A 24,976-nucleotide genomic window follows, 5' to 3' on the forward strand; every position below is an offset into this window, starting at 1 on the left:
AGACACGACATGGAAGCGCCGGCGCGCCTGTACCTGGGCATCGACCTGGGCACATCTTCGGTGAAAGCGGTCCTCATGGACGAGGCGGGAGCCGTGCGCGCCAGCGCCTCCAGCCCGTTGGAGGTATCGCATCCCCACCCCCGATGGTCGGAGCAGGATCCGGCCGCGTGGTGGGCCGCGACCGAGTCCGCGGTGGAGAAAGTCCTCATGCAAGGCGACGCGAAGCGCGTCGCCGGCATCGGACTCTCCGGCCAGATGCACGGCGCGACGTTACTGGACGAAGCGAACGCGGTCCTTCGCCCGGCTATCCTCTGGAACGACGGGCGTTCCGATGTCGAGTGCGCGGAACTGGAGCGCGTTCCCGGTTTCCGCGCCATCACGGGCAACCTTGCCATGCCGGGGTTCACGGCGCCCAAGCTCGCGTGGGTGCGCCGGCACGAGCCCGATGTCTTCCGCCGCGTGGCGAAGGTGCTGCTTCCGAAGGATTACCTGCGGCTGCGCCTCACCGGCGACTTCTACACCGACGCCTCCGACGCCGCGGGCACCTTGTGGCTGGACGTGAAGGGCCGCCGGTGGAGCGACGAGATGCTGGCCGCCACCGGTCTCGATCGTTCGCACATGCCGCAGGTGAAGGAAGGTACGCAACCCGCGGGGCGCCTCCATCCCGAACTGGCGGCCCGCTGGGGCATGGACACCGTGCCCGTGGCTGCGGGCGGTGGCGACAACGCCGCCGGTGCCGTGGGCGTGGGCATCGTGCGGCACGGGCAGGCCATGCTCTCGCTCGGCACTTCGGGCGTCTACTTCGCGGTGTCGGACGGTTTCCGTGCAAGCCCGGAGCAGGCCGTGCATGCCTTCTGCCATGCGGTGCCCGATACCTGGCACCTGATGTCGGTGATGCTCAACGCGGCCAGCTGCCTGAATTTCACCGCACGGCTTACCGGAACAAGCGACGTGCCTTCGCTGCTCGCCGAAGCGCAGGCCCGCGGCCTGGAAAAGCACGGGCCATTGTTCCTGCCTTACCTCACGGGCGAACGCACCCCGCATAACAACCCCCATGCGCGGGGCTCGTTCCTGCAGCTCGGGCCCGGTACCGATCGCCCCGAACTCGCCAATGCCACGCTCGAAGGCGTGGGCCTGGGCCTGCTCGACGGCCTGCTGGCGGTGGAATCCACGGGGCTGGTGGCCGACGAGATCACCGTCATCGGCGGCGGTTCCCGCAGTGCGTACTGGACGCAGATGCTCGCGGACATCCTCGGCAAGCGGCTGGTCATGCGCAGCGGTGGCGACGTTGGTCCCGCGCTCGGTGCGGCGCGGCTGGCGCGCCTGGCTGCAGAACCCGGCGCCACGCTGGATGAGGTCTGCCCCATGCCGCCCGTGACGGCCGCCTTCGAGCCCGATGCGGCGCGTCATGCTTATTTCCTGCAAACGCGCCACCCTCTGTTCCGCCGTTCCTACGAGCGACTGGAACCCTTGTATGCCGACGGCGCCATCGCCGGCGACGAATCCCGCCCTTCCACGAGGGCGATGCCATGACTGCACGGAGAAGCCCATGAAACAGAAGCCCCTGCACACCCTGCTGGCCGTATCGATGATCGCCGCCGGTGTCTTCGCCGCGCCGCAGGCGCACGCGAGCAAGGAAAAGCCGGTGATCGGTTTCTCCATCGACGACCTTCGCGTCGAACGCTGGACGCGCGACCGCGATTTCTTCAAGGCCGCGGCCGAGGCCAAGGGGGCCACGGTGTCCGTGCAGTCCGCCGACGCCAATGAGCAGAAACAGATCCAGCAGATCGAGAACCTGATCTCGCGCAAGGTCGATGTGATCGTGATCGTGCCCTTCAACGCGAAAACGCTCTCCACCGTGGTGGCCGAAGCCAAGCGCGCCGGCATCAAGGTGATCTCATACGATCGCTTGATCCTCAACGCCGACGTGGACGCCTACATCTCGTTCGACAACGACAAGGTCGGGCAGATGCAGGCGCAGGGCGTCGTCAACGCCGCACCCAAGGGCAATTACTTCCTGCTCGGTGGCGCGCCCACCGACAACAACGCGAAGATCCTCCGCGAAGGCCAGATGAAAGTGCTGAAGCCGCTGGTCGACAAGGGCGACATCAAGATCGTCGGACAGCAGTGGACGAACGAATGGCTGGCATCCAACGCGCAGTCGATCATCGAGAACGCGCTTACGGCCAACAAGAACAACATCCAGGGCATCGTCGCCTCCAACGACGGCACCGCCGGCGGCGCCATCGCCGCGCTCAATGGCCAGAAGCTGGCGGGCAAGGTCGCGGTGTCGGGCCAGGACGCCGATCTTGCCGCCATCAAGCGCATCAAGGCAGGCACCCAGACGATGACGGTGTACAAGCCGATCAAGACCATCGCCACCGATGCCGCCAACCTGGCCGTGCAGCTGGCGAAGGGCGAGACGCCCAAGTTCACGTCGAAGATGAACAACGGCAAGAAGGACGTCGACACCATCCTGCTGGAGCCAACCGCGCTGACGAAGCAGAACGTGGACCTCGTGGTGAAGGACGGCTTCTACACCCAGGCTCAGGTTGGCCCCTGATCCGGCCGTCATGAGCAACTACCTGTTCGAGATGCGCCGGATCGTCAAGGAGTTTTCCGGCGTCCGTGCGCTGGACGGCATCGATCTGGCCGTGCGGCCCGGCGAATGCGTGGGGCTCTGTGGCGAGAATGGCGCGGGCAAGTCCACCCTCATGAAGGTGCTGTCGGGTGTGTATCCCTACGGCACCTGGGAGGGCGAGATCCTCGTCGAAGGCAAGCCGCTGAAAGCGTATTCGGTACGCGACAGCGAGGACGCCGGCGTCGTCATCATCCACCAGGAACTCATGCTGGTGCCGCAGCTGTCGGTGGCGGAGAACATCTTCCTCGGCAACGAGATCCGCCGTTTCGGCGGATTGATGGACTACGACGCGATGTACGCGAAGGCGGAGGCCCTGCTCGCCCGCCTGAAGCTCAAGGACGTGAACGTGGCCGCGCCGGTCATGAACTACGGCGGCGGCTACCAGCAGCTGTTCGAGATCGCCAAGGCCCTGGCGAAGAACGCGCGCCTGCTCATTCTCGACGAGCCGTCCTCGTCCCTCACCTCGGCGGAAACGGACACCTTGCTGTCCATCATCGAGGACCTGAAGCGCGAGGGCGTGGCGTGCGTGTACATCTCGCACAAGCTCGACGAGGTGGCGCGCGTTTGCGACACCGTTACGGTAATCCGCGACGGCAGGCACATCCTCACCAGGCCGATGTCGGAGATGACCACGCAGTCGATCATCACGGCCATGGTCGGCCGCGACATTGAGAACCTCTTCCCGAAGGTGGAGCACGAGATCGGCGACGTGGTGTTCGAAGCGCGGCATGTCACCTGCTGGGACCTCGCCAACCCGAACCGCAAGCGCGTGGACGACATCTCCTTCCAGGTGCGCCGGGGCGAGATCCTCGGCATCGCGGGCCTCGTGGGCGCGGGCCGCACGGAACTCGTGTCGGCCATCTTCGGCGCGTACGCCGGCCGCTACGAGGCGGAACTCCTGCTCGAGGGCACGCCGATCAAGGTGCGAACGCCGGAGCAGGCGATCAAGGCGGGGCTGTCGCTGGTGCCGGAAGACCGAAAGCGGCAGGGCATCGTGCCGCTCCTCGGCGTGGGCGACAACATCACGCTGGCCACGCTGTCGCATTACGCCCACGCCGGGCAGATCGACCGGCAGGCGGAATTGCAGACGGTGGAAACCGAGATCCGGCGCCTTCGCGTGAAGACGGCCAGCCCGGAGCTGGCTATCGTCGGGCTGTCCGGCGGCAACCAGCAGAAGGCGGTACTGACGAAGATGCTGCTGCCCGAACCGAAAGTGCTCATCCTCGACGAGCCCACCCGGGGCGTCGACGTCGGCTCGAAGTACGACATCTACAAGCTGATGTTCGAGCTGGCCGCCAAGGGGGTGGCAATCATCATGGTTTCGTCCGAAATGCCCGAGGTGCTGGGCGTCAGCGATCGCGTGCTCGTGGTGGGCGAGGGCAGGCTGCGGGGCGACTTCCCGAGCCTTGGCCTCACCCAGGAGCAGGTGCTGGCCGCGGCCATCTCGCATGCCGCGGAAGGTCCCGCGCACGCGGCCTGATTCTTCATCCGTTCAAAGCGTCATCAGGAAAGGCTTCCATGCAGGCACAGAAAGTCCAGCAGCTGTTCGTCCGCTACAAGATCCTCGCGCTGCTCATCGCAGTGGCGATCATCTGGGTGTTCTTCCACGTGAAGACGGACGCCGCGTTCATCACTCCGGGGAACCTCTCGAACCTCTTCCGGCAGATGGCGATCACCGGCATGCTCGCGTGCGGCATGGTGTTCGTCATCATCGCCGGCGAGATCGATCTCTCCATCGGTTCCCTGCTCGGCCTGCTCGGTGGCGTGGTCGCCATCCTCACCGTGAACGAGGGCTGGGGAACGTGGCCGGCCATCGGGGCCGTGCTGGTGCTGGGCCTGCTGCTCGGCGCCTTCAACGGCTTCGTGGTCACGAAGATGCGCGTGCCTTCGTTCATCGTCGGTCTCGGCGGGATGCTCGCCTTCCGCGGCATCGTGCTGTACATCACCGGCAGTTCGACGATCGCGCCCGCGCCCGACGACCTCGTCGCGCTCGGCCAGGGCTTCGTGCCCGTGGAACTCTCGCGCTGGATCGGCGGAATCATTTTCGTGGCGATGGTCGCGATCACGGTGCGTCGCCGCATGCGCCGTTCGAAGCTCGGCCTGCAGCAGGCGGCTCTGTGGATCGACATCGCCCGTCTCGTGGCCATCGGCGTATTCATCGCGGGCTTCATCCGCATGCTCAATGACGCCAACGGCATTCCCATTCCGGTGATGATCCTCCTCGGCCTGCTCGCGGTGTTCACCTATGTGTCCACGCAGACGGTGTTCGGCCGCCACATCTACGCGGTGGGCGGCAACATGGAAGCCACGCGGCTGTCCGGCGTGAACGTGGCGAGAGTGAAGCTCGTGGTGTTCGCGCTGATGGGCCTCATGTGCGCCTTCGCGGGCATCATCACCGTGGCGCGCACGGGCTCCGGTTCGCCCTCGGCGGGCACGGGTGGCGAACTGGACGCCATCTCGGCCTGCTTCATCGGCGGCACCTCCATGCGTGGTGGCTCCGGCACGGTCTATGGCGCGCTGATCGGCGCGCTGGTGATGGCCAGCCTCGACAGCGGCATGCAGCTGATGGACGTGGACAACTCCTGGCAGATGATCATCAAGGGCGTGATCCTCGTGCTGGCGGTGTGGGTAGACGTGCTCTCCGGCTCCAACCGCAACGCCTGACAAACGTGTGGGGAGCCGGCTTTGCCGGCGATCCCGCGGCAGCGGGCAAGCTTGCCTCAAGGCAGGCTCTTCGCCATCTCCAGGTGATGCTTCAGCTTCGGCAGCGTCTTTTTGGCGAAAGCCTTCAACTCAGGGTTGGAACCCTTCTCGATCTCCGTTTCGAAGATCGCGACGGCCTCTTCGTGATCGGCCACCATCGTCTTCGCATAGGCCTTGTCGAACTCCGCGCCGTGCATCCGCGACATCGCGTCGATGATCTTCTGGCTGTCGGGCATGGGAGAGGTCACGAGCGAATAGCCCTTGTCCCCTGACTTCAGCCCTTCTAGTTCCTCGTTCGCCTGCGTGTGCTCGTCGATCATCGTCTGCGCGAACTTCTTCACCTTCGCGGACGACGATTGTTTCAACGCGAGCCGGCTCGCCTCGACTTCCGCGAGCCCCGATGCACCGGCATTCTTGAAGAACCCGGCATCGGTAGCGGTGCCGCCCTGGGTGTCCTTTTCCTGGGCATGCGCGGCAAGCCCGAGCGAGGCGGCGAAGAAGGCAATGGCGAGGACGGGGCGGCGGTTCATGGTGGTATCTCCGGCAGGTGTGCCCTAGGTGTCGCACCACGGCGATGAAGTGCTCGTGACAATGGTCAGTTCTCTGTGGGAGCCGGCTACGCCGGCGATCCCGCGGTAGCGGGCAAGCTTGACGCGGGCACCCATCGCCGCTGAAGCGGCTCCCACAAGAACAAAAAAAACGGGCACCCGAAGGTGCCCGTTCGCTATCGCATGAAGGAACCGCTTACTTGCGGCCGACCTTCGCGCCGAGGCCCGCGGCATCGCGCAGGATGTCGGCCTTGTCGGTCTTCTCCCAGGAGAACGCCGTGAACGTGTTGCCGTTCTTGTCGGTGATCTCGTAGGGCTTGCGGCCGAAGTGACCGTTCGAGGCGGTCGGCTGGTACATCGGGTGCACCAGGTCGAGCATCTTGATGATGCCGTACGGGCGCAGGTCGAAGTGCTTGCGGATCAGCTTCTCGATCTTCTCGTCGGGGATCTTGCCGGTGCCGAACGTGGTGACCGAGATCGAGGTGGGCTCGGCCACGCCGATGGCGTAGCTGACCTGGATCTCGCAGCGGTCAGCCAGGCCGGCCGCCACGATGTTCTTCGCCACGTAACGCGCGGCATAGGCGGCCGAGCGGTCGACCTTCGACGGATCCTTGCCCGAGAACGCACCGCCACCGTGGCGGGCCCAGCCGCCGTAGGTGTCGACGATGATCTTGCGGCCGGTCAGGCCGCAGTCGCCCACCGGACCGCCGATCACGAACTTGCCGGTCGGGTTGATGTGGAACTTCGTGCCCTTGTGCAGCAGCTTCGCCGGCAGCACGGGCTTCAGGATCAGCTCGCGCACGCCTTCGATCAGATCCTTCTGCTTCACGTCCGGATCGTGCTGGGTGGAGAGCACCACGGCGTCGATGGCGACGGCCTCGCCGTTCTCGTAGCGCAGGGTGACCTGGCTCTTCGCGTCCGGACGCAGCCACGGCAGCGGCGAGTTCTTCTTCTTGCGGACCTTGGTCTGCTGCTCGACGAGACGGTGGGCGTAGTGGATCGCCGCCGGCATGTACTCGTTGGTTTCGTTGGTGGCGTAGCCGAACATCAGGCCCTGGTCGCCAGCGCCCTGTTCTTCCGGCTTCTTGCGGTCCACGCCCTGGTTGATGTCCGGGCTCTGCTTGCCGATGAGGTTCAGCACGCCGCAGGTCTCGCCGTCGAAGCCGACGTCGGACGAGTCGTAACCGATGTCGAGGATCACCTTGCGGGTGAGGGCCTCGAGGTCGATCCAGGCGCTGGTGGTGATCTCGCCCGCGACGATGGCGACGCCGGTCTTCACCAGCGTCTCGCAGGCCACGCGAGCGCGCGGGTCCTGGGCCAGGATGGCGTCCAGAACGGCGTCCGAGATCTGGTCGGCGATCTTGTCCGGATGGCCTTCGGAGACCGACTCGGAGGTGAAGAGGTAGTTGCTCATCGGGGCGATATATCCTTCTTTACGGATAAAGAGATAAAAGGGCGCGCCATGATACACGCCCCCGGCCGGTTTTGCAGCGGGAAGGGTACCGCCGGGACGTGACGATTGCACCGATGTTCAGGGCCCCGGCGCCGCGGCGGGGCCTCAGAATCCCGCGACCGGATGCGGCCCGTAGGCTTCTTCCAGGAGCGCCGTCTCCTCGTCGGTGAGAACGAGGTCGATGGCGGCCACGGCGTCGTCCAGGTGGTGCGGCTTGCTGGCGCCCACGATCGGCGCCGTCACGCCCTGGCGGTGGGCCACCCAGGAGAGGGCGACCTGCGCGCGGGGGATGCCGCGCCCGTCGGCCACCTTCTTCACGGCGGCGACAATGGCCCGGTCGGAGGCCTCGGTGGCGTTGTAGAGGGTGCCGCCGAAGACGTCGCGCTCCTGGCGTGCGCTGCCCTCGTCCCAGTCGCGGGTGAGGCGGCCACGGGCGAGGGGGCTCCACGGAAGCACGGCGATGCCCTGGTCGATGCAGAACGGGATCATCTCGCGCTCTTCCTCGCGCTGGATCAGGTTGTAGTGATCCTGCATGCTCACGAACTCCGTCCAGCCGTGCAGGCGGGAGGTATAGACCATCTTCGCGAACTGCCACGCGTACATCGACGACGCGCCGATGTAGCGGACCTTGCCCGCCTTCACCACGTCATGCAGGGCTTCCATGGTCTCCTCCACCGGCGTGCCGTGGTCGAAGCGATGGATCTGCAGCAGGTCGATGTAGTCGGTGCCGAGACGGCGCAGGCTGTCGTCCACCGAGTGGAAGATGGCCTTGCGCGACAGGCCGCCCGCGTTCGGCCCCTCGCGCCAGCGGTAGAACGTCTTGGTGGCGAGCACCACTTCGTCGCGCCTCGCAAAATCTTTCAGTGCGCGTCCCACGATTTCTTCCGACGTGCCGTCCGAATACGCGTTCGCGGTATCGAAGAAGTTGATGCCGAGATCCAGCGCCTTGCGGATGAAAGGCCGGCTTTCCTCCTCGTCGAGCGTCCAGGCATGGTTGCCGCGATCAGGTACGCCGTAGGTCATGCAGCCGAGTACGAGTGGCGATATCTCGAGGCCGGTACGGCCCAGTTTCACGTAGCGCATGGGGAAACCTCCGCAGGGAAAATCGTCGCTTGCCGGAATGGCGTAGACGTTACATATACCTGACAAGGCTATCTTCAAGGGTCTGGTACCTGCGGAGAAGCACATGTCATCCCCCGGCACGCCACGGCGCGCACTACGCATCACCGGTTTCGTCGTCGCCATCCTCGGCCTGTTACTCGCCCTGGGCGGTGTCTGGCTGGTCGCCCTCGGCGGCAGCGCCTATTACCTCATTGCCGGCGCGGGTGTGTGCGCGACCGGCATCCTTCTCGTGCGTGGCTTGGGCACCGCCTTGTGGCTCTATGCGATCGTGCTCCTGGGCACCATCGTGTGGTCCATCGCGGAGGTCGGGCTGATCGGCTGGCAACTCGAACCGCGACTTCTTCTTCCTGTGTTGCTCGCCATCTATCTGGCCATGCCGTGGGTGACACGGCGGCTGGCGCCTGCGCGCGGCGGGGTGGTGGCGCTGCTGCTGTTAGCCGTTGTGGGCATCGGTGTCGGGGTGGCCGGCTTCATGCAGCCGGTGGGCACGCGCGGCGAGATGGTGGTGCGCAATGACGCCGGCGGGCACGACACCTCCGTGCCCGACGACGAGTGGCTGTTCTACGGACGAACGCCGCGCGGTGACCGCTTCTCGCCGCTGGATCAGATCAACACGGGCAACGTGAAGAACCTCAAGCTGGCCTGGTCGGCGCACACGGGCGACACCATGCGTCCGGGCGAGGACAAGGGCGGCACGGATGCCGGGCACGAATTCAACTTCGAGAACACGCCCATCAAGGTGGGCAACACGCTCTACGTGTGCACGGGACACAGCTGGGTGGTGGCCTTCGATGCGGCCACCGGCCAGAAGAAATGGACCTTCGATCCCAAGGCCGACACGGAAGCCGACGTCTATCTCGCCTGTCGCGGTGTCGCTTATTACGAAGCGCCGCAGGGTACGCAGACCGACTGCCCCCGGCGCATCATCGCGCCGGTGCTCGACGCCCGGCTCATGGCGCTGAATGCCGAGACCGGCAAGCCGTGCGAGGATTTCGGCGAGCACGGCTTCGTATCGTTGACGAAATACCTCGGCCATGTGCCGGCGGGTTTCCATTTCGTCACCTCGCCGCCGCTGGTGCTCAAGGACCGCGTGATGCTCGGTGGCTGGATATACGACAACCAGGCGGAAGGCGAGCCGTCCGGTGCCGTGCGTGCCTTCGATCCGCTTTCCGGCAAGCTCGTGTGGGCCTGGGACGTGGGACACGATCCGCAGAACTGGACACCTGGCCCGAACGATCAGCTGACCCGCGGCACGCCGAATGCGTGGGGCGTCTACACGGCGGACCCGGATCTCGGCCTCGTGTACCTCCCGATGGGTAACGCCACGCCGGACTACTTCGGCGGCCATCGCCGCCCGATGGACGAGAAGGTGTCCAGTTCCACGGTGGCGCTGGATATCGAAACCGGCGCGCCGAAATGGGTGTATCAGAACACGCACCACGACGTGTGGGACATGGACGTGCCGACGGGGCCGTCGCTGGTGGACTTGCCCGACGGCAAGGGCGGCACGGTGCCCGCACTCGTGCAGACGACCAAGCGCGGCGAATTCTTCGTGCTCGACCGCCGCACCGGCACGCCGCTCACCGAAGTGCGCGAAAAGCCGGTGCCGCAGGGCGCGGTGCCCGGCGACTTCACCTCGCCGACGCAGCCGTATTCCGTGGGCATGCCGTCGCTGGCGCCGAAGAACCTCACCGAAGCGTCGATGTGGGGCGCGACGCCGTTCGATCAGCTCATGTGCCGGATTCAGTTTCGCAAGTCGTACTACAAGGGGCAGTTCACGCCGCCGCAGCTGAAGGACACCATCGTGTATCCCGCCTTCGACGGCGTGATCGACTGGCACGGCGCGTCCATCGATCCGTACAACAAGCTGCTCATTGCGAACGCGAACTACATCCCGTTCATCATCAGCCTGGCGCCGCGTCAGGAGGCGGAAGCGAAAGGCCTGGTGAAGCCGTGGGACGGCAGCGGCAACGAGCCCAAGGTGGGCGGCGGTCTGGCACCGCAATACGGCACGCCATACGTGGGCAAGGTGCATCCGTGGCTCAATCCCCTCGACGTGCCGTGCAATCCGCCACCGTGGGGCACGCTCGCGGCGATCGACCTCGTCACGCACAAGCTGGTGTGGGAACACCCGATCGGCACCACGCGCGATACCGGGCCGTTCGGCACGCACTTCAATGCGCCGCTACCCACGGGCATCTTCAACATCGGCGGCAATATGACGACGAGAGGCGGCCTGATCTTCATCGGCGCTACCGCCGACAACTACCTCCGCGCCATCGACGAACGCACGGGCAAGGAAGTGTGGAAGGCGCGCCTGCCCGCGGGCGGTCAGGCGAACCCGATGTCGTACGCGGTGAACGGCAAACAGTACGTCGTGATCGCGGCCGGCGGGCATAGCGGCCTGGGTACGAAGTCGGGTGACTACGTGATGGCGTACGCACTGCCCTGATGGCAGGAGCCGCGATGGCGGCAATCGCCGGCATAGCCGGCTCCCACACAGAGCGGGCCGGCTTTGTGTGGGAGCCGCTTCAGCGGCGATAGGTGCTCGCCACGCACTAGCCCAGAGGGGCTTGAAAGGCCGCCGGGCGGCTCCATCTAAGCGCACTACGCCTTGCCGCCCTGGTGACACCGGCGTACGATCCGCTCCCATTCCAAGAGAGCCACCCCATGTTCCGCTGCAAGCACGATTTGATGCACGTCCCACCGATCGCCCCACGGGCGCGTCGCGGGTGCGCGCGCGCCGTGCATGGAGGCTCGTTGTCGTAAGACGGCGAGCCGGCCTGGAAGAACTCGAAAGCACCCGCAAGGGTGCTTTTTTTTGTCCCGAATCAGCCATTCGACCCGGAGCAACGTGCCATGAAGAACCGCCGCGATCCCCGATCCTGACCGTCCTGCTCAGCCAGGGGCGGCGGCAAGGGATCGGGGAGTGCCTCGCTCGAAGACGTATCGAGCCCCTGGCGTATCCCCATCAGGAACCGTTAGCCATGAGTACCACCCGAGAAACCCGCATTCCCGTCAGCCGTTGGCGCAACCTCGGCATCATCGCGCACGTCGACGCGGGCAAGACCACGCTCACCGAGCGCCTGCTCTACAAGACCGGCACGATCCACCGCACCGGCGAGGTGCACGACGGTGCGACCACCACCGATCACATGGAACTGGAGCGCGAGCGCGGTATCACGATCGGCGCCGCCGCCGTGCGCGCGAACTGGACGCCCGATGGCGGCCAGCCGCATCGCCTCACCCTCATCGACACGCCCGGACACATCGATTTCGCGATCGAAGTGGAACGTTCCCTGCGCGTGCTCGACGGTGCGGTGACGGTGTTCTCAGGCGTGGCCGGCGTGCAGCCGCAATCGGAAACCGTGTGGCACCAGGCGCGCCGGCACGGCGTGCCGCTCATGGCGTTCGTCAACAAGATGGACCGCCCCGGCGCGGACTTCGACGCAGTCGTGGCGCAGATGCGCGACAAGCTCGGGGCCAACCCGTGGGTGGTCGCGCGTCCCATCGTCGAAGACGAGCACATGACGGGTCTGGCGGACCTCGTGAGCGAGCGCACCTGGCGTTTCGACGACGCCGGTAACGCCACCGTGCACGCATGGAACGATGCCGAGCGTGACGCGTTCGGCGAAGCGCGCGCGGAGCTCGTGGCGGCTGTGGCCGATCGTGACGAGGCGCTGGCCGAACTGTGGCTTGCCGACGCCCCCGTCGACGCCGCCGCGCTCGCCGCGGCCTTGCGCCGCGGCACCCTGGCGGGCCTGGGTTCGCCGGTGCTGCCGGGTTCGGCGTTCCGCAATGTCGGTATCGAGCCGTTGCTCGACGCCATGGTGGCGTACCTGCCGTCGCCGCTGGATCGTCCGGCGGTGGTCGCGCATACGGACGATGGCGACATCGCGGTCGAACCCGATGCGAACGCACCGCTGGCCGCCCTGGTGTTCAAGGTGGTCAACCAGGCCCACGGGCCGCTGGCGTTCGTGCGTCTCTACGCGGGTCGGTTACATGTCGGCGACGCCGTGTGGCGCAGCGGAACGGATCGCGTGCAGCGCATCGGGCGCCTTGCCGTCGTGCGTGCGGAAGACACCGAGGCGGTCGACGAAGCGGAGGCCGGCGACATCGTTGCCATCGCCGGCTGGAAGGACGTGGCCACGGGCGAGACCTTGTCCGATGCGCACCGGCACGTGCGGCTGGAAGCCATCCAGGCGCAACCGGCGGTGCTGTCGTGGCGGCTGTCGCCCGAGCGTTCGGCCGATCTGCTGAAGCTCGGCAACGGGCTGGCGCGCCTGGCGCAGGAGGATCCGTCCTTCCGCGTCGGCACCGACCCCGATACCGGCGAGACGCTGGTCTGGGGCATGGGCGAGCTGCACCTGGAAGTGATGGTGGAACGTCTGCGCCGCGAGTGGGGCGTGCAGGTGCGCACCGGTTCGCCGCGCGTGGCCTACCAGGAAACGCCGGCGTCGGCGTCGGGCGCCGTCGAAGGGAAACTGGCCAAGCAGACGGGCGGCAGCGGGCAGTATGCGCGCGTGGTGCTGTCGGTGACGCCGAACGGCACCGATGCCAACACGTTCGAGGACCGTACCACCGGCGGCGTGATCCCCAAGCCGTTCCAGGCCGCGGTGGAGAGGGGTGCCCTGTCGGCCCTGCTCGAAGGTCCGCGGGGCTACCCGGTGGTCGGTGCGTCCGTCGTGGTGCTGGACGGCCAGGCGCACGCCGTGGACTCGAACGAGGCCGCGTTCCATCGCGCGGCGCAGATCGCGGTGAAATCCGCGCTCGAGGCCACGGGCACGGTGTTGCTGGAACCGGTGATGCGCGTCTCCGTGAGCGCCCCGGGCTCGGCGGTAGGCGACGTGCTGGGCGATCTGCAGCGCCGCGGCGGGCAGATCGTGAACCTCGTCGACCGGCAGGAACGCACGGAGATCGAAGCCGACGTTCCGCTGGCCCAGCTCGACGGCTACAGCACGGCGCTCCGCTCGCTGAGCCAGGGCCGCGCCTCGGCGACGGTCGCGTTCCACGCGTATCGCCCGGCGTTGCAGGAACCGTCGCGGCGCTTGGCATAAAAGAGAAACCCGGCTCCCACAGGCATGCTCCTGTGGGAGCCGGCTTGCCGCGAGCCCCCATCGCCGCTGAAGCGGCTCCCACACAAAGCCCGCATGCTTGCGAGGAAACGTCTGTGCTTGGGAGGTCTTCTGTGGGAGCCGGCTATGCCGGCGATCCCGCGGCAGCGGGCGCGCTTGCCGCAAGCACCTATCGCCGCTGAAGCGGCTCCCACATAAGGCAACCCATGGATGGTTGGCCCTGCGCATGGGTGGACGACCGTTTCGGGTTACGCTTGGTCCATGACGCGCGACGCACCCACGATCCTCGGCCTCATCCTCGCCGGCGGCCGTTCCTCGCGCATGGGCGAAGACAAGGCCATGCTCCGCATCGACGGGGAAACGCTCCTCGAACGTACCTCGCGCATCCTTCGCGAGGCCGGCGCGCAGCGTGTCGCGATCAGCGGCGCGCGGGCCGGTGGCATCGAGGACCTCTGGCCGGACACAGGCCCCGTCGGCGGCATGGCCAGCGCCATGCGGGAACTGCCGGATGGCGAATGGCTCGTCGTGCCGGTGGACATGCCGCGCCTCTGCCCGGCCGTTCTCGCGCCGTTGCTCGCCGACAGGCGCGCCGCCGCGACGCATTGGCAACGGCACCCGCTTCCCATGCGGCTGACCATGGACGCAAGGGCGCGCGCGGCGCTCGAAGAGCTGTTGAGCCGCCCCGGCCCCGCCTGCTCCGTCGCCGCCCTGCATGCGCGCCTGGGTGCCTCGACGCTGCCGCTCGACGGGCTGGACACGCGGCTGCTGGTCAACTGCAATACCCCCGACGAATGGCGAGAGGCGAACACATGAGGGTGCAGCTGGAAGAAGACACGATCCGCGTGAGGATCGACGAAGACGAGCTCAACGAACTGCTGCAGGACGTCGCGCTGCTGGGTTCCACGGCTTTCGGAAAGGCGTTCACGATGCGCTACGCGATCGACGCCACCGACAACGGTTGCACGCTCTCCGGCACGGCGCACGAGTGGCGGATGGAAGTGCCTCGCGAGGCCTTGCGCGATCTTCAGTCGCGTTTGCCGAGCAAGGACGGGCTCACCTTCGACATCCCAGGCCACGACACCGTCGCCACCACGGTGCGTTTCGATGTCGACGTGAAAGACAGTTTGCGCCGACGCCGCGGCTGAAGCACTTCAGCCGATCCTCTCCGGCCGGCTGTAGATATTGAAGCGACCGGGCCTGGCGAAGCCCAGCAGCGTCACGCCGCAATCGGCGGCCAGGTGCACCGCCAGCGCGGTGGGCGCGGAGATCGCCACCACCATGGTCATCCCCGCCACGGCCGCCTTCGTGACCATCTCGTAGCTGGCGCGGCTGGTGATGACGAGAAAGCCGTCGCGCGGGTCGGTGAGCGCGACGAGCATCGCGCCGATGAGCTTGTCCAGCGCGTTGTGCCGCCCGACGTCCTCGCGCACGTCCACGATGGTGCCGTCGGCCAGCGCCCAGGCAGCGGCGTGGACGGCGCCCGTGGCCGCGTTCACCGGCTGTCGCGCACGGAGTGCGTCCAGTGCGCGCTCAATGGCATCGGGTGTCACGACAGGACCTGCCGCCACCGGCGGCGGATGGCGCACTACATCTTCCAGTTCGCGGCTGCCGCAGATGCCGCAGCCGCTGCGGCCAGGCAATTCGCCCCTGGTGCGGGCGCCGGCGTCGTCCGTGGCAAGCGACGGACGAGGCTCCCCGCGGCGCCCACGCGACGTGTGCACATCGACGACCACGCCTTCCAATACTTCGCGCACGTCGATGTCCTCGATCTCCAGCATCGAAGCCACTTTTCCCTCGGTGAGGGCGAAGCCGCGCGCGAAGTCTTCGAGGTCGGCGGGCGTCGCCATCATCACGGCGAACGGCGAACCGTCGAAGTGCATGGCCACGGGAACCTCCTCGGCGAGGTGGTCCGTATCCTCGTTGCGCACCCCGCGTTCGACGCGAACGACGGGCCGCGCGGCGCTACCGGGTTGAGCGGGCTGCTCAGGCGACATGTTCCGCCTGCGGCTTCGACATCGCCGGACGGTTGGCCGTCGCGGTGGCTGCCTCGATGCGCACCGGTACCGATTTGTACGCGGGCGTACCGGAACGGCGGTCGTGACTTTCCAGGGCGATCAGCGCATTGCCCTCCGGGTAGTACATGGCCGCCGAACCTTCCGCGATGTCGTACGCCAATGCGACGAAGTTGCGCACCGCGCGCTCCTTGCCGTCGGCGACGTTCGCCCCGGTGGCGAACACGTCGACGCGGTCGCCGTGCGCGAGGCCGCGTGCGGCGAGGTCGTTCGGGTGCATGAACACCACGTCGCGCCGCCCGCTCACGCCGCGGTAGCGATCGTTGAGCCCGTAGATCGTGGTGTTGTACTGGTCGTGCGAACGCACGGTAGTGAGCATCAGTCCTTCCGCATCCGCCGGCGGATCTTCGTTCAGACCGCTGGCGAGCAGGAAGTGTGCGCGTTTGTCGGGCGTGGCCCAGTCGCGCTCGCTGGCGGCCACGCGCAGGCGGAACCCGCCGGGAACGCTCACGCGGCGATTGAAGTCGCGGAAGATCGGGAACACCTTTTCGATGTCGTCGCGGATGAGGTTGTAGTCGCCCACCAGGCGGTCCCAGTCCACGCGCGTGTTCGGTAGTGTCGCCTTGGCGATGCCGGCCACGATCCACGGTTCGGAGCGCAGGTGCTCGGATGCCGGCTCGAGCGTGCCCGCCGACGCATGCACCATCGACATCGAATCCTCCACCGTCACGGCCTGCGGGCCCGTGGCCTGCACGTCCAGCTCGGTGCGGCCCAGGCATGGCAGGATGATGGATTCCTTCGCCAGGATGAGATGCGAGCGGTTCAGCTTGGTGGCCACGTGCACGGCCAGGTCGAGCTTGCGCATCGCATCGAAGGTTTCCTCGGTGTCGGGCATGGCAACGGCGAGATTGCCGCCCAGCGCCACCAGGGCCTTGGAGCGGCCCTCGCGTATCGCGATCACCGCGGCAACGGCGTCGTGCCCGTGCACCGTCGGCGGCTCGAAGCCGTAGGTTCGGCGGATGCCTTCGTTCAGTTCGTCGTTGGGCTTTTCGGTGATGCCCACCGTGCGGTCGCCCTGCACGTTGCTGTGGCCGCGCAGCGGGCAGATGCCCGCGCCCTGGCGGCCGATGTTTCCGCGCAGGAGCAGCAGGTTGGCGATCTGCTGGACGTTCTCGGTGCCGTGCGTGTGCTGGGTGATACCCATGCCGTAGCAGACGATGACGTTCTTCGCCTTGGCGTAGATGTCGGCGGCGTCTTCGATCTCGCCCCGCGTGAGGCCGGAGTGGCGTTCGATGGCGTTCCACGACGTGCGTGCCACATCCGCCTCGAGCGCTTCGAAACCGGTTGTGTTGGCGGCGATGAATTCGCGGTCGAGCACGCCCGGCATGCCGGCGGCGACGGCGCGTTCGTCCGCGGTCAGCAGCGCCTTCATCATGCCTTTCAGCACGGCGACGTCGCCCCCGATCTTCAGCTTGTAGTAAGTGGACGCGATGCGTACCGACTTACCCGTGAGCATCTCCACCGGATGCTGCGGCGACGTGAAGCGCTCCAGTCCGCGTTCCGGCAACGGATTGAGCACCACGATGGGCACGCCGCGCAGCGACGCCTCGCGAAGCGTGGACAGCATGCGCGGGTGGTTCGTGCCCGGGTTGTGGCCGATGCAGAAGATGGCGTCGCAGTGCTCGAAATCCTCCAGCACCACCGTGCCCTTGCCGGAACCCACGGACTGAGGCAGGCCCACGCTCGTGGCCTCGTGGCACATGTTGGAGCAGTCCGGGAAGTTGTTCGTGCCGAACTCCCGCACGAACAGCTGATAGAGGAAGGCCGCTTCGTTGGACGCACGGCCCGAGGTATAGAACTCGGCCATGTTCGGATCGGGCAGGGCCCGCAGCGCCTTGCCGATCCGCTCGAACGCCTCTTCCCACGCAACGGGCAGATAGGTGTCGGTGGCATGGTCGTACGCCATCGGGTGGGTCAGGCGGCCGAGGCCCTCCAGGGCGTAGTCGGTGAGGTTCCAGAGATCGGCCACTTTGTTGCTGGCGAAGAATTCTGGCCGCACCCGCTTCGCAGTGGCCTCCCACGACACGGCTTTGGCGCCGTTCTCGCAGAATTCGAAGGACGAGGTCTCCTTCGGATCGGGCCAGGCGCAGCCTGGGCAGTCGAAGCCCTTCGGCTGGTTCACCCGATGCAGCGCCATCGATTCGCGGGCGATCGCCATCTGTCCGCTGAGCGCCTTCGCCACGGCCCCCAGGGCGCCCCAGCCACCGGCAGGCGCATCGTAGGGTTCGTAGCCGGGGACGGATTTCTCGCTCATGGTCGTCGCTTGCTGAGGGTGCCAGGTGCCCGATCATCCTACCGGCACTCGGTATGGGCAATTAAACCAAGGTTCGGGGCGGGCCTCCTGGCCTTCGGGACACGGGACAACCTGGAGGCGGGGCGCGGCGTGTCGGAACAACGGCACGCGGTATCATGCGTGGCTCAAGGGGGACAAGATGCTATTAAGGACACGTATGGCGGTGGCTGCCGCCGTTCTTGCCATGGCCGCGGGCGCACACGCCGTCGTGATCCGCGACGATGTGCCGGATGGCTCGTACCGCGTGGCGCCGTCGGAATTTCCGGCGCTGGTGGATCTCCCCGGCGAGGGGCACGGTGTCCTCATCGATCCGCGATGGGTGCTGACCGTCGCGCATGCCGTGCGGTTCGGTCCCGTCAAGGAGGTGACCATTCTGGGTATTCCCCGGGCGGTCAAGGCAAAGGTTGTCCACGATGGCTTCGCCATGCCGGGGGCCGAACTCCTCAAGGGAGACTCGGCGCCTCTCGTGGCATTTCTGAGCAAGAACGACGACGTGGCACTGCTCGAACTCGAGGCGCCCGTGGAAGACGTGGCGCCCGTGCCCCTCTACGACGGCCGCGACGAGAAAGGCAAGATCGCCACGCTTTATGGGAAGGGGGCGACGGGTAACGGTCTGACAGGGCAGGTCAAGGATTCTCCGCATCGGGGGGAGCTGCGTCGCGCAAACAACGTCATCGACACCGTCGACACGAAGTGGATCGGCTACACCTTCGACCGCGGCCGCGATGCGCTTCCGCTCGAAGGCCAGCTTGGCGATGGCGATAGCGGCGGCCCTGTGTTGATCGACGACGGCGGCCGCCCGACGCTGGCGGGACTGGCGGACTGGAAGATGCCCACGGGGTCCGTCGAATCGTTCCGTCCGGGCATCTATGGACAGCGCACGTTCCAGGTCCGCGTTTCGGTCTATAAACCGTGGATCGAGAAAGTCATGGCGTTCGCGCGGCAGATGGATGCGGCGGAAGTCGAGAAGGTCACGATCGAGTTCGGTTGGGCGACGCTTGGCGCCGCGGCGGGCGAAACTTATGTATTGACCAAGGATGCCACCGACTACCTCATCACCGGGGACGTGAATACCTCCGAGAGCATGTACGACGAAATGGTCCATGGTTTGGCGTCGGACCGGGCGTCGATCACGGGACATCGCTCGCTCGGCCAGGTGAAGGCGTTGCGCGAACTCTGGCGCGCTCCGCCCGTCTTGCGCGACAGCGCGCTGTCGCGGCTCGTGGATGAGGATTGGGCCAAGTCGAACGAAGCTTCCGTCTTCGCATCGCTCTACCTCAACCGTTGCTCGGCATCCGAGGATGCCTTCTCCAAAAGGTTCATGGACGCTCGCAGACGCGTCGCTGCCGCTGCCTCGTATTTCGAAGGCGGCTGGACCGACGATTATCCGCGCTATCGGGTGAGCGTCGTTCTTTCCGGCGGAAAAGTGCTGTCGATGCAAAGCCACATGCAGGCGAGGCCGACGATTCAATGGTTCCTCGACGATGTGGAGACATGGAATCCCGATATTCCGAATCGCATCGCTGCCTTGGTCCCCACGTGGTCGATCATGGGCCGGCGCATCACCTCTCGCCTCGAGGGCGCGAGGATCGCCGACGAATTCGGTAGGGACGACGCCATCCAGCAAGCCAGCGCTCGCTGTCTCTTGAAGCACTGAGCCGACGTACGTGCGGCGTCGCAGTGCGTGATACTTTCGAGCATCAAAAAGGGAAAAATAGGACTAAATAATCTCGAGATCCCTTCGTAAAGTGCGCTCGTCGCACTCAAAATCACGAAGGAATCGCCATGAACACCCTGCTCAGCCTCCTCGCCCGCTCCGGCCTCTTGAAGAAAGACCTCGACTACCACCTGCTTCGCGCCGCGATGGTCGTCATCTTCGCCTGGTTCGGCTACGACAAGTGGTTCGAATCCGAAATCACTGCGCTGGCCCCGCTGATCAGCCAGGGGCCGCTTATCTCCTGGACGATCCCGGTACTGGGTATCCACGGCACCGCCATTCTTCTCGGCAGCGCCGAATGGACGTTCGGGTCGTTGCTCCTTCTGGGTTTCTGGAACAAGAAGCTCGGTGTGCTGGGTGCGCTTGGTTCGATAGCCACCTTCGTCTCCACCCTGACCATTCTTCCCTTCGTTCCCGATGGCTGGGACGCCGGCGCCGGCGGATTCCCTGCGATGGCGATGAACGCGGCCTTCCTGCTGAAGGATCTCGTGCTGCTGGTCGTTTCGGTGTACCTGCTCAGGCAGGACGTGCTCCGCGCGCTGGCGGTCAGGCAGCCAGCGTGACGCCGGCTTCCAGGGCGTCGAAGTAGTCGCGTGTGAGGCGAAGCTGCGTGGCGGCGTCTTCCGCCCTGTTCACCACATGGCGGAAGGCGGCGTTCTCGGGCCGGTCCTTCGCGTACCACCCGAGGTGCTTGCGCGCGATGCGCACACCCATCGTCTCGCCGTAAAAGGCGTAGAGGTGTTCAAGGTGGCCGGTGAGGATGTCGCGCACTTCGGCCGGCGGGGGTTCCGGAAGGAAACCGCCGGTTTCAAGGTGATGGGCGATCTCGCGGAAGATCCATGGGCGGCCCTGGGCGCCGCGGCCGATCATGACGGCGTCGGCACCGGTGATGCGCAGCACGTCGCGTGCCTTCGCCGGGTCGACGATGTCGCCATTGGCGAGCACGGGAATGGAGACGCTGGCCTTCACCGCCGCGATGGTCGCGTATTCGGCTTCGCCCTCGTACTTGTCGGCGCGCGTACGTCCGTGCACCGACAGGGCGGCGATGCCCGCATCCTCGGCGATGCGGGCGATGGTGAGGGCGTTCCGATGCTCGCGATCCCAGCCGGTGCGGATCTTCAGCGTGACCGGCACGTCCACCGCCTTCACCACCGCGTGCAGAATGCGCGCCACCAGGGGTTCGTCCTGGAGCAGGGCGGAACCGGACCACACGTTGCACACCTTCTTGGCCGGGCAACCCATGTTGATGTCGACGATCTGCGCGCCGTTGTCGGCGTTGTACCGCGCAGCCTCGGCGAGCATGCCCGGGTCATACCCCGCGATCTGCACGCTTACCGGTTCGGGCTCGCCGTCGTGGTCCATGCGCCGCAGCGACTTGCGCGTGTTCCACAGCCGCGGATCGGCCGTGGTCATCTCGGACACCGCAAGCCCGGCCCCCATGCGCTTGCACAGGAGACGGAACGGCTTGTCGGTGACGCCGGCCATGGGCGCCAGCACCACGGCAGGCGCGATGGTGTAGGGGCCGATGCGCATGCCGTTGATTTTACGGCTTTCTGCGCTCCGCGCCCAGCGCGGCCACCGCGGCGGCCGCGTCCACCTCGAGCATGCCGTGGGTGACGCTGCTCGTGCGCAGGAGGATGTCGCGGGCCTTGGCCGCATCCAGTCGCGGCGAGATGGAGAGGAGGAGGGCGAGAATGCCGCTCACATGGGCGGCGGCCATGGACGAGCCGGAGGAGAAATCGTAACCGCCGCCGGGTTGCGTGGTGAGGATGTCCTTGCCTGGCGCGCTCAGAATGCCCGGTGCGGCGGGTGACGTGTCGCTCGAGCGCACGACGAGCACGCCGGGTGCGTTGTCGGGAAAACCGCCGGTACCGCCGCCCGGCGGCAGCGCGGCCACGACGATGCGGCCGCGTTCGAGCAACTGGGCGAGCAGCTTGCCCAGCAAGGGATCCGCGGGGCCGCCAAGGCTCAAGTTCACGATGCGGGCGTCGGTGTCGTTCACCGCGGCGAGAGCCTTGGCGAGAGTGAACGAATTGCAGCGCGCGCCCTTGTCGGGCTGGGGATACCAGCAGGCCTTGTACACGCTGATGCGCGCCTTCGGCGCCATGCCGACCATGCCCTGATGGTTGTCGCCCTCGGCGGCGATGATGCCCGCCACCTCGGTGCCGTGGCGGTCGCCGTTGTAACGTGCCGCGTCGCCGTCCACGGCATCGCCGGCATCGCGTACGTGATCACGCAGGTCGGGGTGGCTCATGTCCGCGCCGGTGTCGACGACGGCCACGTGCACGCCGTCGCCCTGGGTGACGGTATGGGCGACCGCCGCACGGGTTTCGACGAAGCCGCGCTGGAGGTCCGTGTACGGGTCGTTGTAGCGCCGACCCCCGGTCTGCGCGCTATCCGCGTCGCCGTAGACGGTGTAATCCTGAAGCGGCTGTGCCAATTGCACGCGGGCATCGGCGGCAAGCCGGGCGATCAATGCGTCGCGGTCCACGCCGGGCGGCGGCTGCATCACCACGCAATAAAGGCCCAGGGCCTTGATCGGCCAACCGGTGATCGTGTGCACGCCGTACGCTTTTTCGATGTCCGCGAGCGCCGAGGCCGCGCGCTGGCCCGAGCCGTAATTCGCCGCGGGGCTATAGCCGAGCAGGTTCGAGCCGGCGTGGGTCGGGGCGGGGTCCAGCGGATTCGCTACGGCCAGGACGATGTCGCGGCCGCTGTCCATGCCGGCGACACCGCCTGCGGGTGCGGTCGAAGCCGCCGGCTTGCCTGCAAGCGCGCGCGTCGGTGCGCAGCCCGCGAGAGCGGGCACAAGCAGGCATGCTGCGATGACGGCCAGCAAGCGCTTCATGGTGCTCCGGCGACACGCTCCGCGAAGCGGATGCCCTGCGTGCCCCGCAGGCGCTGCAATGTTTCGTCCGATGCCGGTTTGCCGTCTTCCTGGACCAGCGTGTACGCGCCGACCTCGTTCGGACCGCCCGCCACGCGCAGATGCAGGCTCTGCAACAGCTGGTTCCACTCGGCAACCTTCATCGCGGCCTGCGGCACCACACGCAACGAGCCGGCGGCCGCGGGGGCTTCGTCCTGGCTGCTCAGCGTTCGGTAGACGGGCGCGGGCGGTGCTTCGCCGCGCAGCTTCACGCCCAGCACGCCGATGCCGACAGCCTGCACCAGCACCGCGGCGGCCAGGGCGCGCACGAGCCAACCCGATGAGGCAAGGCGGCGCGCCACGGGCGGCCGTGCCTCCTCTTCGTCGAGGCGGGCCATCAGGCGGGCGAGGCCCGCTTCGGCGTCGAGCGGAAGATCGGACGGCAGGGACAGGGCTTCGCGCAGGCGTTCCTGCTGCGCGAATTCCTCTCGGCAGCCATGGCAGCCGGCGAGGTGCGCCCGCAGCCAGTCGTCTTGCGTGGTGGGAGCATCGCCCCGCAGTACCCAGGGCATCGCTTCCCAGGCTCGTGTGCAATCCCTGCCGGCATCCTTCTGGAGGGTCATGGCGCATTCTCTCTGTGTATGTTTCGCTCGCCGGCAAGGCCGGGGAGCACGTTGCGCAGCTTCACGCGCGCGTGGAAAAGACGGGCCTTCACCGTGCCCACCGGGCAACCCATGATGGTCGCCACGTCGTCCAGCGTGTGGCCCACGCCGTAGACGAGTTCCACCACCACGCGCTGGTCGGCCGAGAGCCGCTCCAGGCCCTTGCCCAGCCAGTCGCGCATCACGCGGTCGTCGTCCGGGTCGTGCGAAGGCGTGCGGTCCTCGGGCAGGCTGTCCTCGTCCACCGGCTCGCTGCCATGCTGGCGCAATGCCTTGAGGCCGCAGCGGTACGCGATGCCCATGATCCAGGTGGACACCCGGGAATCGCCCTGGAAGGTGCCGGCTTTCTGCCAGGCGATCCAGAAACAGTCGTTGATGGCTTCCTCGACGACATCGGCGCGCCGGGTGATGCGCGACAGGAACCGGCAGAGCCGGCCATGGTAGGCGCGGTACATCACGGAGAGCGCGGCCCGGTCGCCCTCCGCCATGCGCCGCAGCAGCTGGCGGTCTGTCGCGTCGGCCTGGTTGTCGGCGTCGCTCATGGGCGTGGCTCGTGGGTTTGCATGACTCTTGGGTGCCGGGCGGGACGAAAAAGGTTGCGCCCGTCACCTTTCAGAAAGTCCACGCCACGGTCGCGATCCATGGTGAGACCTTGTACTGGTACCTGGGCCGGTCGCGATCGCTCGTGACGTGGGCCACCTCAACGCGCCAGGGGCCGCGGTCCCAGGCCACGCCGGCGTGGCCGTAATAGTAGTGGTTCCGACGCTCGTAACCGGCGCCGCGCGGCGGCACCAGTTCCTGGGCGACGCCGGCGCTCGCCGTGAAGGCGAGCCCATGGGCCAGTGGCCACCGGAAACCCAGATCGGCGGCCCCGCGCGGCCTCTGCCCGCCGTAGCGGTCCAGATGCGACGCAGAGAGCCCGAAGGTCAGCACGTCGCGATAGATCCAGCTCACGCCGAGTTCGGTGCGGTCGTACGTTCTTCCGCCGCCGTGGCGCGGATAGCGGTAGTCGAGAAGGCTGGCCTGCATTTGCCAGTCCGGCGAGAGCGACCAGGAATGGGCAACCTGCGCAACGAATCCGACGAACCCGCGCGGTGTGCGCGCTTCCGCGCTGGCGGAGACGCCGGCGGACCAGCCCGAGGGCGAGGTCCAGTTGAGCGCGCCCTGGAAGACGGGGCCGGGGCGGGTGATCGCCAGGCCGCGGTCCACCAGTTGCGATGCGACGGCGACGGTACCGCTGAAGGGGGAGTCCTCGGCCCGTGCCTCGTGGCAGGCGAACGCCGCGCAAGCGGCCATGGCGCACGCGAACGCGCCGCGGTTCACGCGGACGCCGGCCCTCGGCCGGCGTTGCGGTGCGTTCGTGAACGCGGGACCGTACTCCATCTGTGCATTCAGCCCTCGGGCTCGGCTCGGCCCGCACACACTCTAATGAAGGGTCTCGAGATAGGAAATCAGATTGTCGAGGTCCTTCGCATCGTCCAGGCCGTCGTATTTCATTTTCGTGCCCGGGTTGGCTTTTTTCGCCGGCTGCGACAGATACGTATGCAACTGTTCCGTCGTCCATGTCCAGGGACTGTGCTTCAGTGCATCGGAATAGTCATAGTCGGAAACGCTACCGGCCTTCCTGCCGACGATACCGAACAGGCTGGGACCTTTCTTGTTGCGGCCTTCCGCTACGGCGTGGCATTCGGCGCATTCGGTCTTGAAGACGTCCTTGCCGGCGGAGGCGTCGCCGGCCCGGGCGGCCGGGGGTGCCAGGGCCCCGGCGACAAGTGCGAACAGTGCCAGGAAACAACGGTTGGATAACGACACGCGTGCGGCTCC

General features: G+C 66.8%; 21 protein-coding genes. 10 read left to right on the forward strand and 11 right to left on the reverse strand.

The features are described 5' to 3' along the window. Window positions 1–9 precede the first annotated feature (9 nt). From xylB to HBF26_RS09670, 4 genes are read left to right on the forward strand one after another with little or no spacing between them, the layout of a single operon-like run. Window positions 10–1,533, forward strand: coding sequence for a xylulokinase (xylB, locus tag HBF26_RS09655; RefSeq protein ID WP_343162796.1), 1,524 nt, complete (start codon window positions 10–12; stop codon window positions 1,531–1,533). 16 nt (window positions 1,534–1,549) lie between these two features. Continuing rightward, window positions 1,550–2,563 (forward strand): D-xylose ABC transporter substrate-binding protein, encoded by a 1,014-nt coding sequence (xylF, locus tag HBF26_RS09660; RefSeq protein ID WP_167125372.1) that lies wholly within the window; start codon window positions 1,550–1,552, stop codon window positions 2,561–2,563. Window positions 2,564–2,573: 10 nt separating this feature from the next. Further along, window positions 2,574–4,121: a xylose ABC transporter ATP-binding protein gene (locus tag HBF26_RS09665; protein ID WP_167125374.1), complete on the forward strand. Its 1,548-nt coding sequence runs from the start codon at window positions 2,574–2,576 to the stop codon at window positions 4,119–4,121. A 38-nt stretch (window positions 4,122–4,159) separates the two neighbouring features. Further along, window positions 4,160–5,305, forward strand: coding sequence for a sugar ABC transporter permease (locus tag HBF26_RS09670; RefSeq protein ID WP_167125376.1), 1,146 nt, complete (start codon window positions 4,160–4,162; stop codon window positions 5,303–5,305). 56 nt (window positions 5,306–5,361) lie between these two features. Here HBF26_RS09670 and HBF26_RS09675 read toward each other — a convergent pair whose 3' ends face one another. The 3 genes from HBF26_RS09675 to HBF26_RS09685 all read right to left on the reverse strand — a co-directional run bounded on the left by HBF26_RS09675 (window position 5,362) and on the right by HBF26_RS09685 (window position 8,428). Further along, a complete protein-coding gene (locus HBF26_RS09675; protein ID WP_167125378.1) occupies window positions 5,362–5,874 on the reverse strand; it encodes a DUF4142 domain-containing protein in 513 nt (170 codons plus the stop codon). 214 nt (window positions 5,875–6,088) lie between these two features. Continuing rightward, the gene (gene metK / locus HBF26_RS09680; protein ID WP_167125380.1) at window positions 6,089–7,306 is read right to left on the reverse strand and encodes a methionine adenosyltransferase; all 1,218 of its coding nucleotides are present in this window, start codon (window positions 7,304–7,306) and stop codon (window positions 6,089–6,091) included. Window positions 7,307–7,450: 144 nt separating this feature from the next. Continuing rightward, the gene (locus HBF26_RS09685; protein WP_167125382.1) at window positions 7,451–8,428 is read right to left on the reverse strand and encodes an aldo/keto reductase; all 978 of its coding nucleotides are present in this window, start codon (window positions 8,426–8,428) and stop codon (window positions 7,451–7,453) included. A gap of 103 nt (window positions 8,429–8,531) precedes the next feature. Between HBF26_RS09685 and HBF26_RS09690 the strand changes: the two genes are divergently transcribed. From HBF26_RS09690 to HBF26_RS09705, 4 genes are all read left to right on the forward strand, one after another. After that, complete coding sequence (locus HBF26_RS09690) at window positions 8,532–10,919, forward strand: membrane-bound PQQ-dependent dehydrogenase, glucose/quinate/shikimate family (RefSeq protein WP_167125384.1); 2,388 nt, start codon at window positions 8,532–8,534, stop codon at window positions 10,917–10,919. Between the two features lie 535 nt (window positions 10,920–11,454). Further along, window positions 11,455–13,524 carry an elongation factor G gene (fusA, locus tag HBF26_RS09695; protein WP_167125386.1) on the forward strand — a complete coding sequence of 690 codons (2,070 nt, stop codon included), beginning with the start codon at window positions 11,455–11,457 and terminating at the stop codon, window positions 13,522–13,524. 279 nt (window positions 13,525–13,803) lie between these two features. Continuing rightward, window positions 13,804–14,355 carry a molybdenum cofactor guanylyltransferase gene (gene mobA, locus HBF26_RS09700; protein ID WP_167125388.1) on the forward strand — a complete coding sequence of 184 codons (552 nt, stop codon included), beginning with the start codon at window positions 13,804–13,806 and terminating at the stop codon, window positions 14,353–14,355. Then, complete coding sequence (locus HBF26_RS09705; RefSeq protein ID WP_167125390.1) at window positions 14,352–14,687, forward strand: DUF7009 family protein; 336 nt, start codon at window positions 14,352–14,354, stop codon at window positions 14,685–14,687. Before mobA ends, HBF26_RS09705 begins: the two co-directional genes overlap by 4 nt. Before the next feature lie 6 nt (window positions 14,688–14,693). Here HBF26_RS09705 and fdhD read toward each other — a convergent pair whose 3' ends face one another. Beyond that, window positions 14,694–15,536 (reverse strand): formate dehydrogenase accessory sulfurtransferase FdhD, encoded by an 843-nt coding sequence (gene fdhD / locus HBF26_RS09710; RefSeq protein ID WP_167125392.1) that lies wholly within the window; start codon window positions 15,534–15,536, stop codon window positions 14,694–14,696. Further along, window positions 15,526–17,868, reverse strand: coding sequence for an FdhF/YdeP family oxidoreductase (locus HBF26_RS09715; RefSeq protein ID WP_167125395.1), 2,343 nt, complete (start codon window positions 17,866–17,868; stop codon window positions 15,526–15,528). Before HBF26_RS09715 ends, fdhD begins: the two co-directional genes overlap by 11 nt. Window positions 17,869–18,070: 202 nt before the next feature. Here HBF26_RS09715 and HBF26_RS09720 point away from each other — a divergent pair, with 202 nt between their 5' ends. Beyond that, complete coding sequence (locus tag HBF26_RS09720; protein WP_338039657.1) at window positions 18,071–19,564, forward strand: S1 family peptidase; 1,494 nt, start codon at window positions 18,071–18,073, stop codon at window positions 19,562–19,564. Window positions 19,565–19,692: 128 nt separating this feature from the next. Continuing rightward, entirely contained in the window at window positions 19,693–20,187 is a 495-nt protein-coding gene (locus HBF26_RS09725) for a DUF417 family protein (RefSeq protein WP_167125399.1), read from the forward strand. Here the strand turns inward: HBF26_RS09725 and dusB are convergent. The 6 genes from dusB to HBF26_RS09755 form a co-directional block, all read right to left on the reverse strand. Continuing rightward, a complete protein-coding gene (gene dusB / locus HBF26_RS09730) occupies window positions 20,171–21,157 on the reverse strand; it encodes a tRNA dihydrouridine synthase DusB (protein ID WP_167125401.1) in 987 nt (328 codons plus the stop codon). The two genes, HBF26_RS09725 and dusB, sit on opposite strands and share 17 nt — an antisense overlap. A gap of 10 nt (window positions 21,158–21,167) precedes the next feature. Continuing rightward, window positions 21,168–22,472, reverse strand: a complete 1,305-nt coding sequence (locus tag HBF26_RS09735; RefSeq protein WP_167125403.1) for a S8 family peptidase — start codon at window positions 22,470–22,472, stop codon at window positions 21,168–21,170. Beyond that, window positions 22,469–23,113 (reverse strand): zf-HC2 domain-containing protein, encoded by a 645-nt coding sequence (locus tag HBF26_RS09740; RefSeq protein ID WP_167125405.1) that lies wholly within the window; start codon window positions 23,111–23,113, stop codon window positions 22,469–22,471. Before HBF26_RS09740 ends, HBF26_RS09735 begins: the two co-directional genes overlap by 4 nt. Beyond that, on the reverse strand, window positions 23,110–23,694 hold the full coding sequence (locus HBF26_RS09745; RefSeq protein WP_167125407.1) for an RNA polymerase sigma factor: 585 nt from the start codon (window positions 23,692–23,694) through the stop codon (window positions 23,110–23,112). The genes HBF26_RS09740 and HBF26_RS09745 overlap by 4 nt, the downstream gene beginning before the upstream one ends. Before the next feature lie 70 nt (window positions 23,695–23,764). Further along, a complete protein-coding gene (locus HBF26_RS09750; RefSeq protein ID WP_167125409.1) occupies window positions 23,765–24,535 on the reverse strand; it encodes a TorF family putative porin in 771 nt (256 codons plus the stop codon). A gap of 42 nt (window positions 24,536–24,577) precedes the next feature. Further along, on the reverse strand, window positions 24,578–24,964 hold the full coding sequence (locus tag HBF26_RS09755; RefSeq protein WP_338039658.1) for a c-type cytochrome: 387 nt from the start codon (window positions 24,962–24,964) through the stop codon (window positions 24,578–24,580). Between the last annotated feature and the right edge of the window lie 12 nt (window positions 24,965–24,976).

The organism is Luteibacter jiangsuensis, from assembly GCF_011742555.1.
In the GTDB taxonomy this organism is placed as follows: domain Bacteria; phylum Pseudomonadota; class Gammaproteobacteria; order Xanthomonadales; family Rhodanobacteraceae; genus Luteibacter; species Luteibacter jiangsuensis.

Coding starts and splice junctions, on each gene's coding strand:
- xylB (WP_343162796.1), top strand. CDS start 10: ATGGAAGCGCCGGCGCGCCTGTACCTGGGCATCGACCTGGGCACATCT.
- xylF (WP_167125372.1), top strand. CDS start 1,550: ATGAAACAGAAGCCCCTGCACACCCTGCTGGCCGTATCGATGATCGCC.
- HBF26_RS09665 (WP_167125374.1), top strand. CDS start 2,574: ATGAGCAACTACCTGTTCGAGATGCGCCGGATCGTCAAGGAGTTTTCC.
- HBF26_RS09670 (WP_167125376.1), top strand. CDS start 4,160: ATGCAGGCACAGAAAGTCCAGCAGCTGTTCGTCCGCTACAAGATCCTC.
- HBF26_RS09675 (WP_167125378.1), bottom strand. CDS start 5,874: ATGAACCGCCGCCCCGTCCTCGCCATTGCCTTCTTCGCCGCCTCGCTC.
- metK (WP_167125380.1), bottom strand. CDS start 7,306: ATGAGCAACTACCTCTTCACCTCCGAGTCGGTCTCCGAAGGCCATCCG.
- HBF26_RS09685 (WP_167125382.1), bottom strand. CDS start 8,428: ATGCGCTACGTGAAACTGGGCCGTACCGGCCTCGAGATATCGCCACTC.
- HBF26_RS09690 (WP_167125384.1), top strand. CDS start 8,532: ATGTCATCCCCCGGCACGCCACGGCGCGCACTACGCATCACCGGTTTC.
- fusA (WP_167125386.1), top strand. CDS start 11,455: ATGAGTACCACCCGAGAAACCCGCATTCCCGTCAGCCGTTGGCGCAAC.
- mobA (WP_167125388.1), top strand. CDS start 13,804: ATGACGCGCGACGCACCCACGATCCTCGGCCTCATCCTCGCCGGCGGC.
- HBF26_RS09705 (WP_167125390.1), top strand. CDS start 14,352: ATGAGGGTGCAGCTGGAAGAAGACACGATCCGCGTGAGGATCGACGAA.
- fdhD (WP_167125392.1), bottom strand. CDS start 15,536: ATGTCGCCTGAGCAGCCCGCTCAACCCGGTAGCGCCGCGCGGCCCGTC.
- HBF26_RS09715 (WP_167125395.1), bottom strand. CDS start 17,868: ATGAGCGAGAAATCCGTCCCCGGCTACGAACCCTACGATGCGCCTGCC.
- HBF26_RS09725 (WP_167125399.1), top strand. CDS start 19,693: ATGAACACCCTGCTCAGCCTCCTCGCCCGCTCCGGCCTCTTGAAGAAA.
- dusB (WP_167125401.1), bottom strand. CDS start 21,157: ATGCGCATCGGCCCCTACACCATCGCGCCTGCCGTGGTGCTGGCGCCC.
- HBF26_RS09735 (WP_167125403.1), bottom strand. CDS start 22,472: ATGAAGCGCTTGCTGGCCGTCATCGCAGCATGCCTGCTTGTGCCCGCT.
- HBF26_RS09740 (WP_167125405.1), bottom strand. CDS start 23,113: ATGACCCTCCAGAAGGATGCCGGCAGGGATTGCACACGAGCCTGGGAA.
- HBF26_RS09745 (WP_167125407.1), bottom strand. CDS start 23,694: ATGAGCGACGCCGACAACCAGGCCGACGCGACAGACCGCCAGCTGCTG.
- HBF26_RS09750 (WP_167125409.1), bottom strand. CDS start 24,535: ATGGAGTACGGTCCCGCGTTCACGAACGCACCGCAACGCCGGCCGAGG.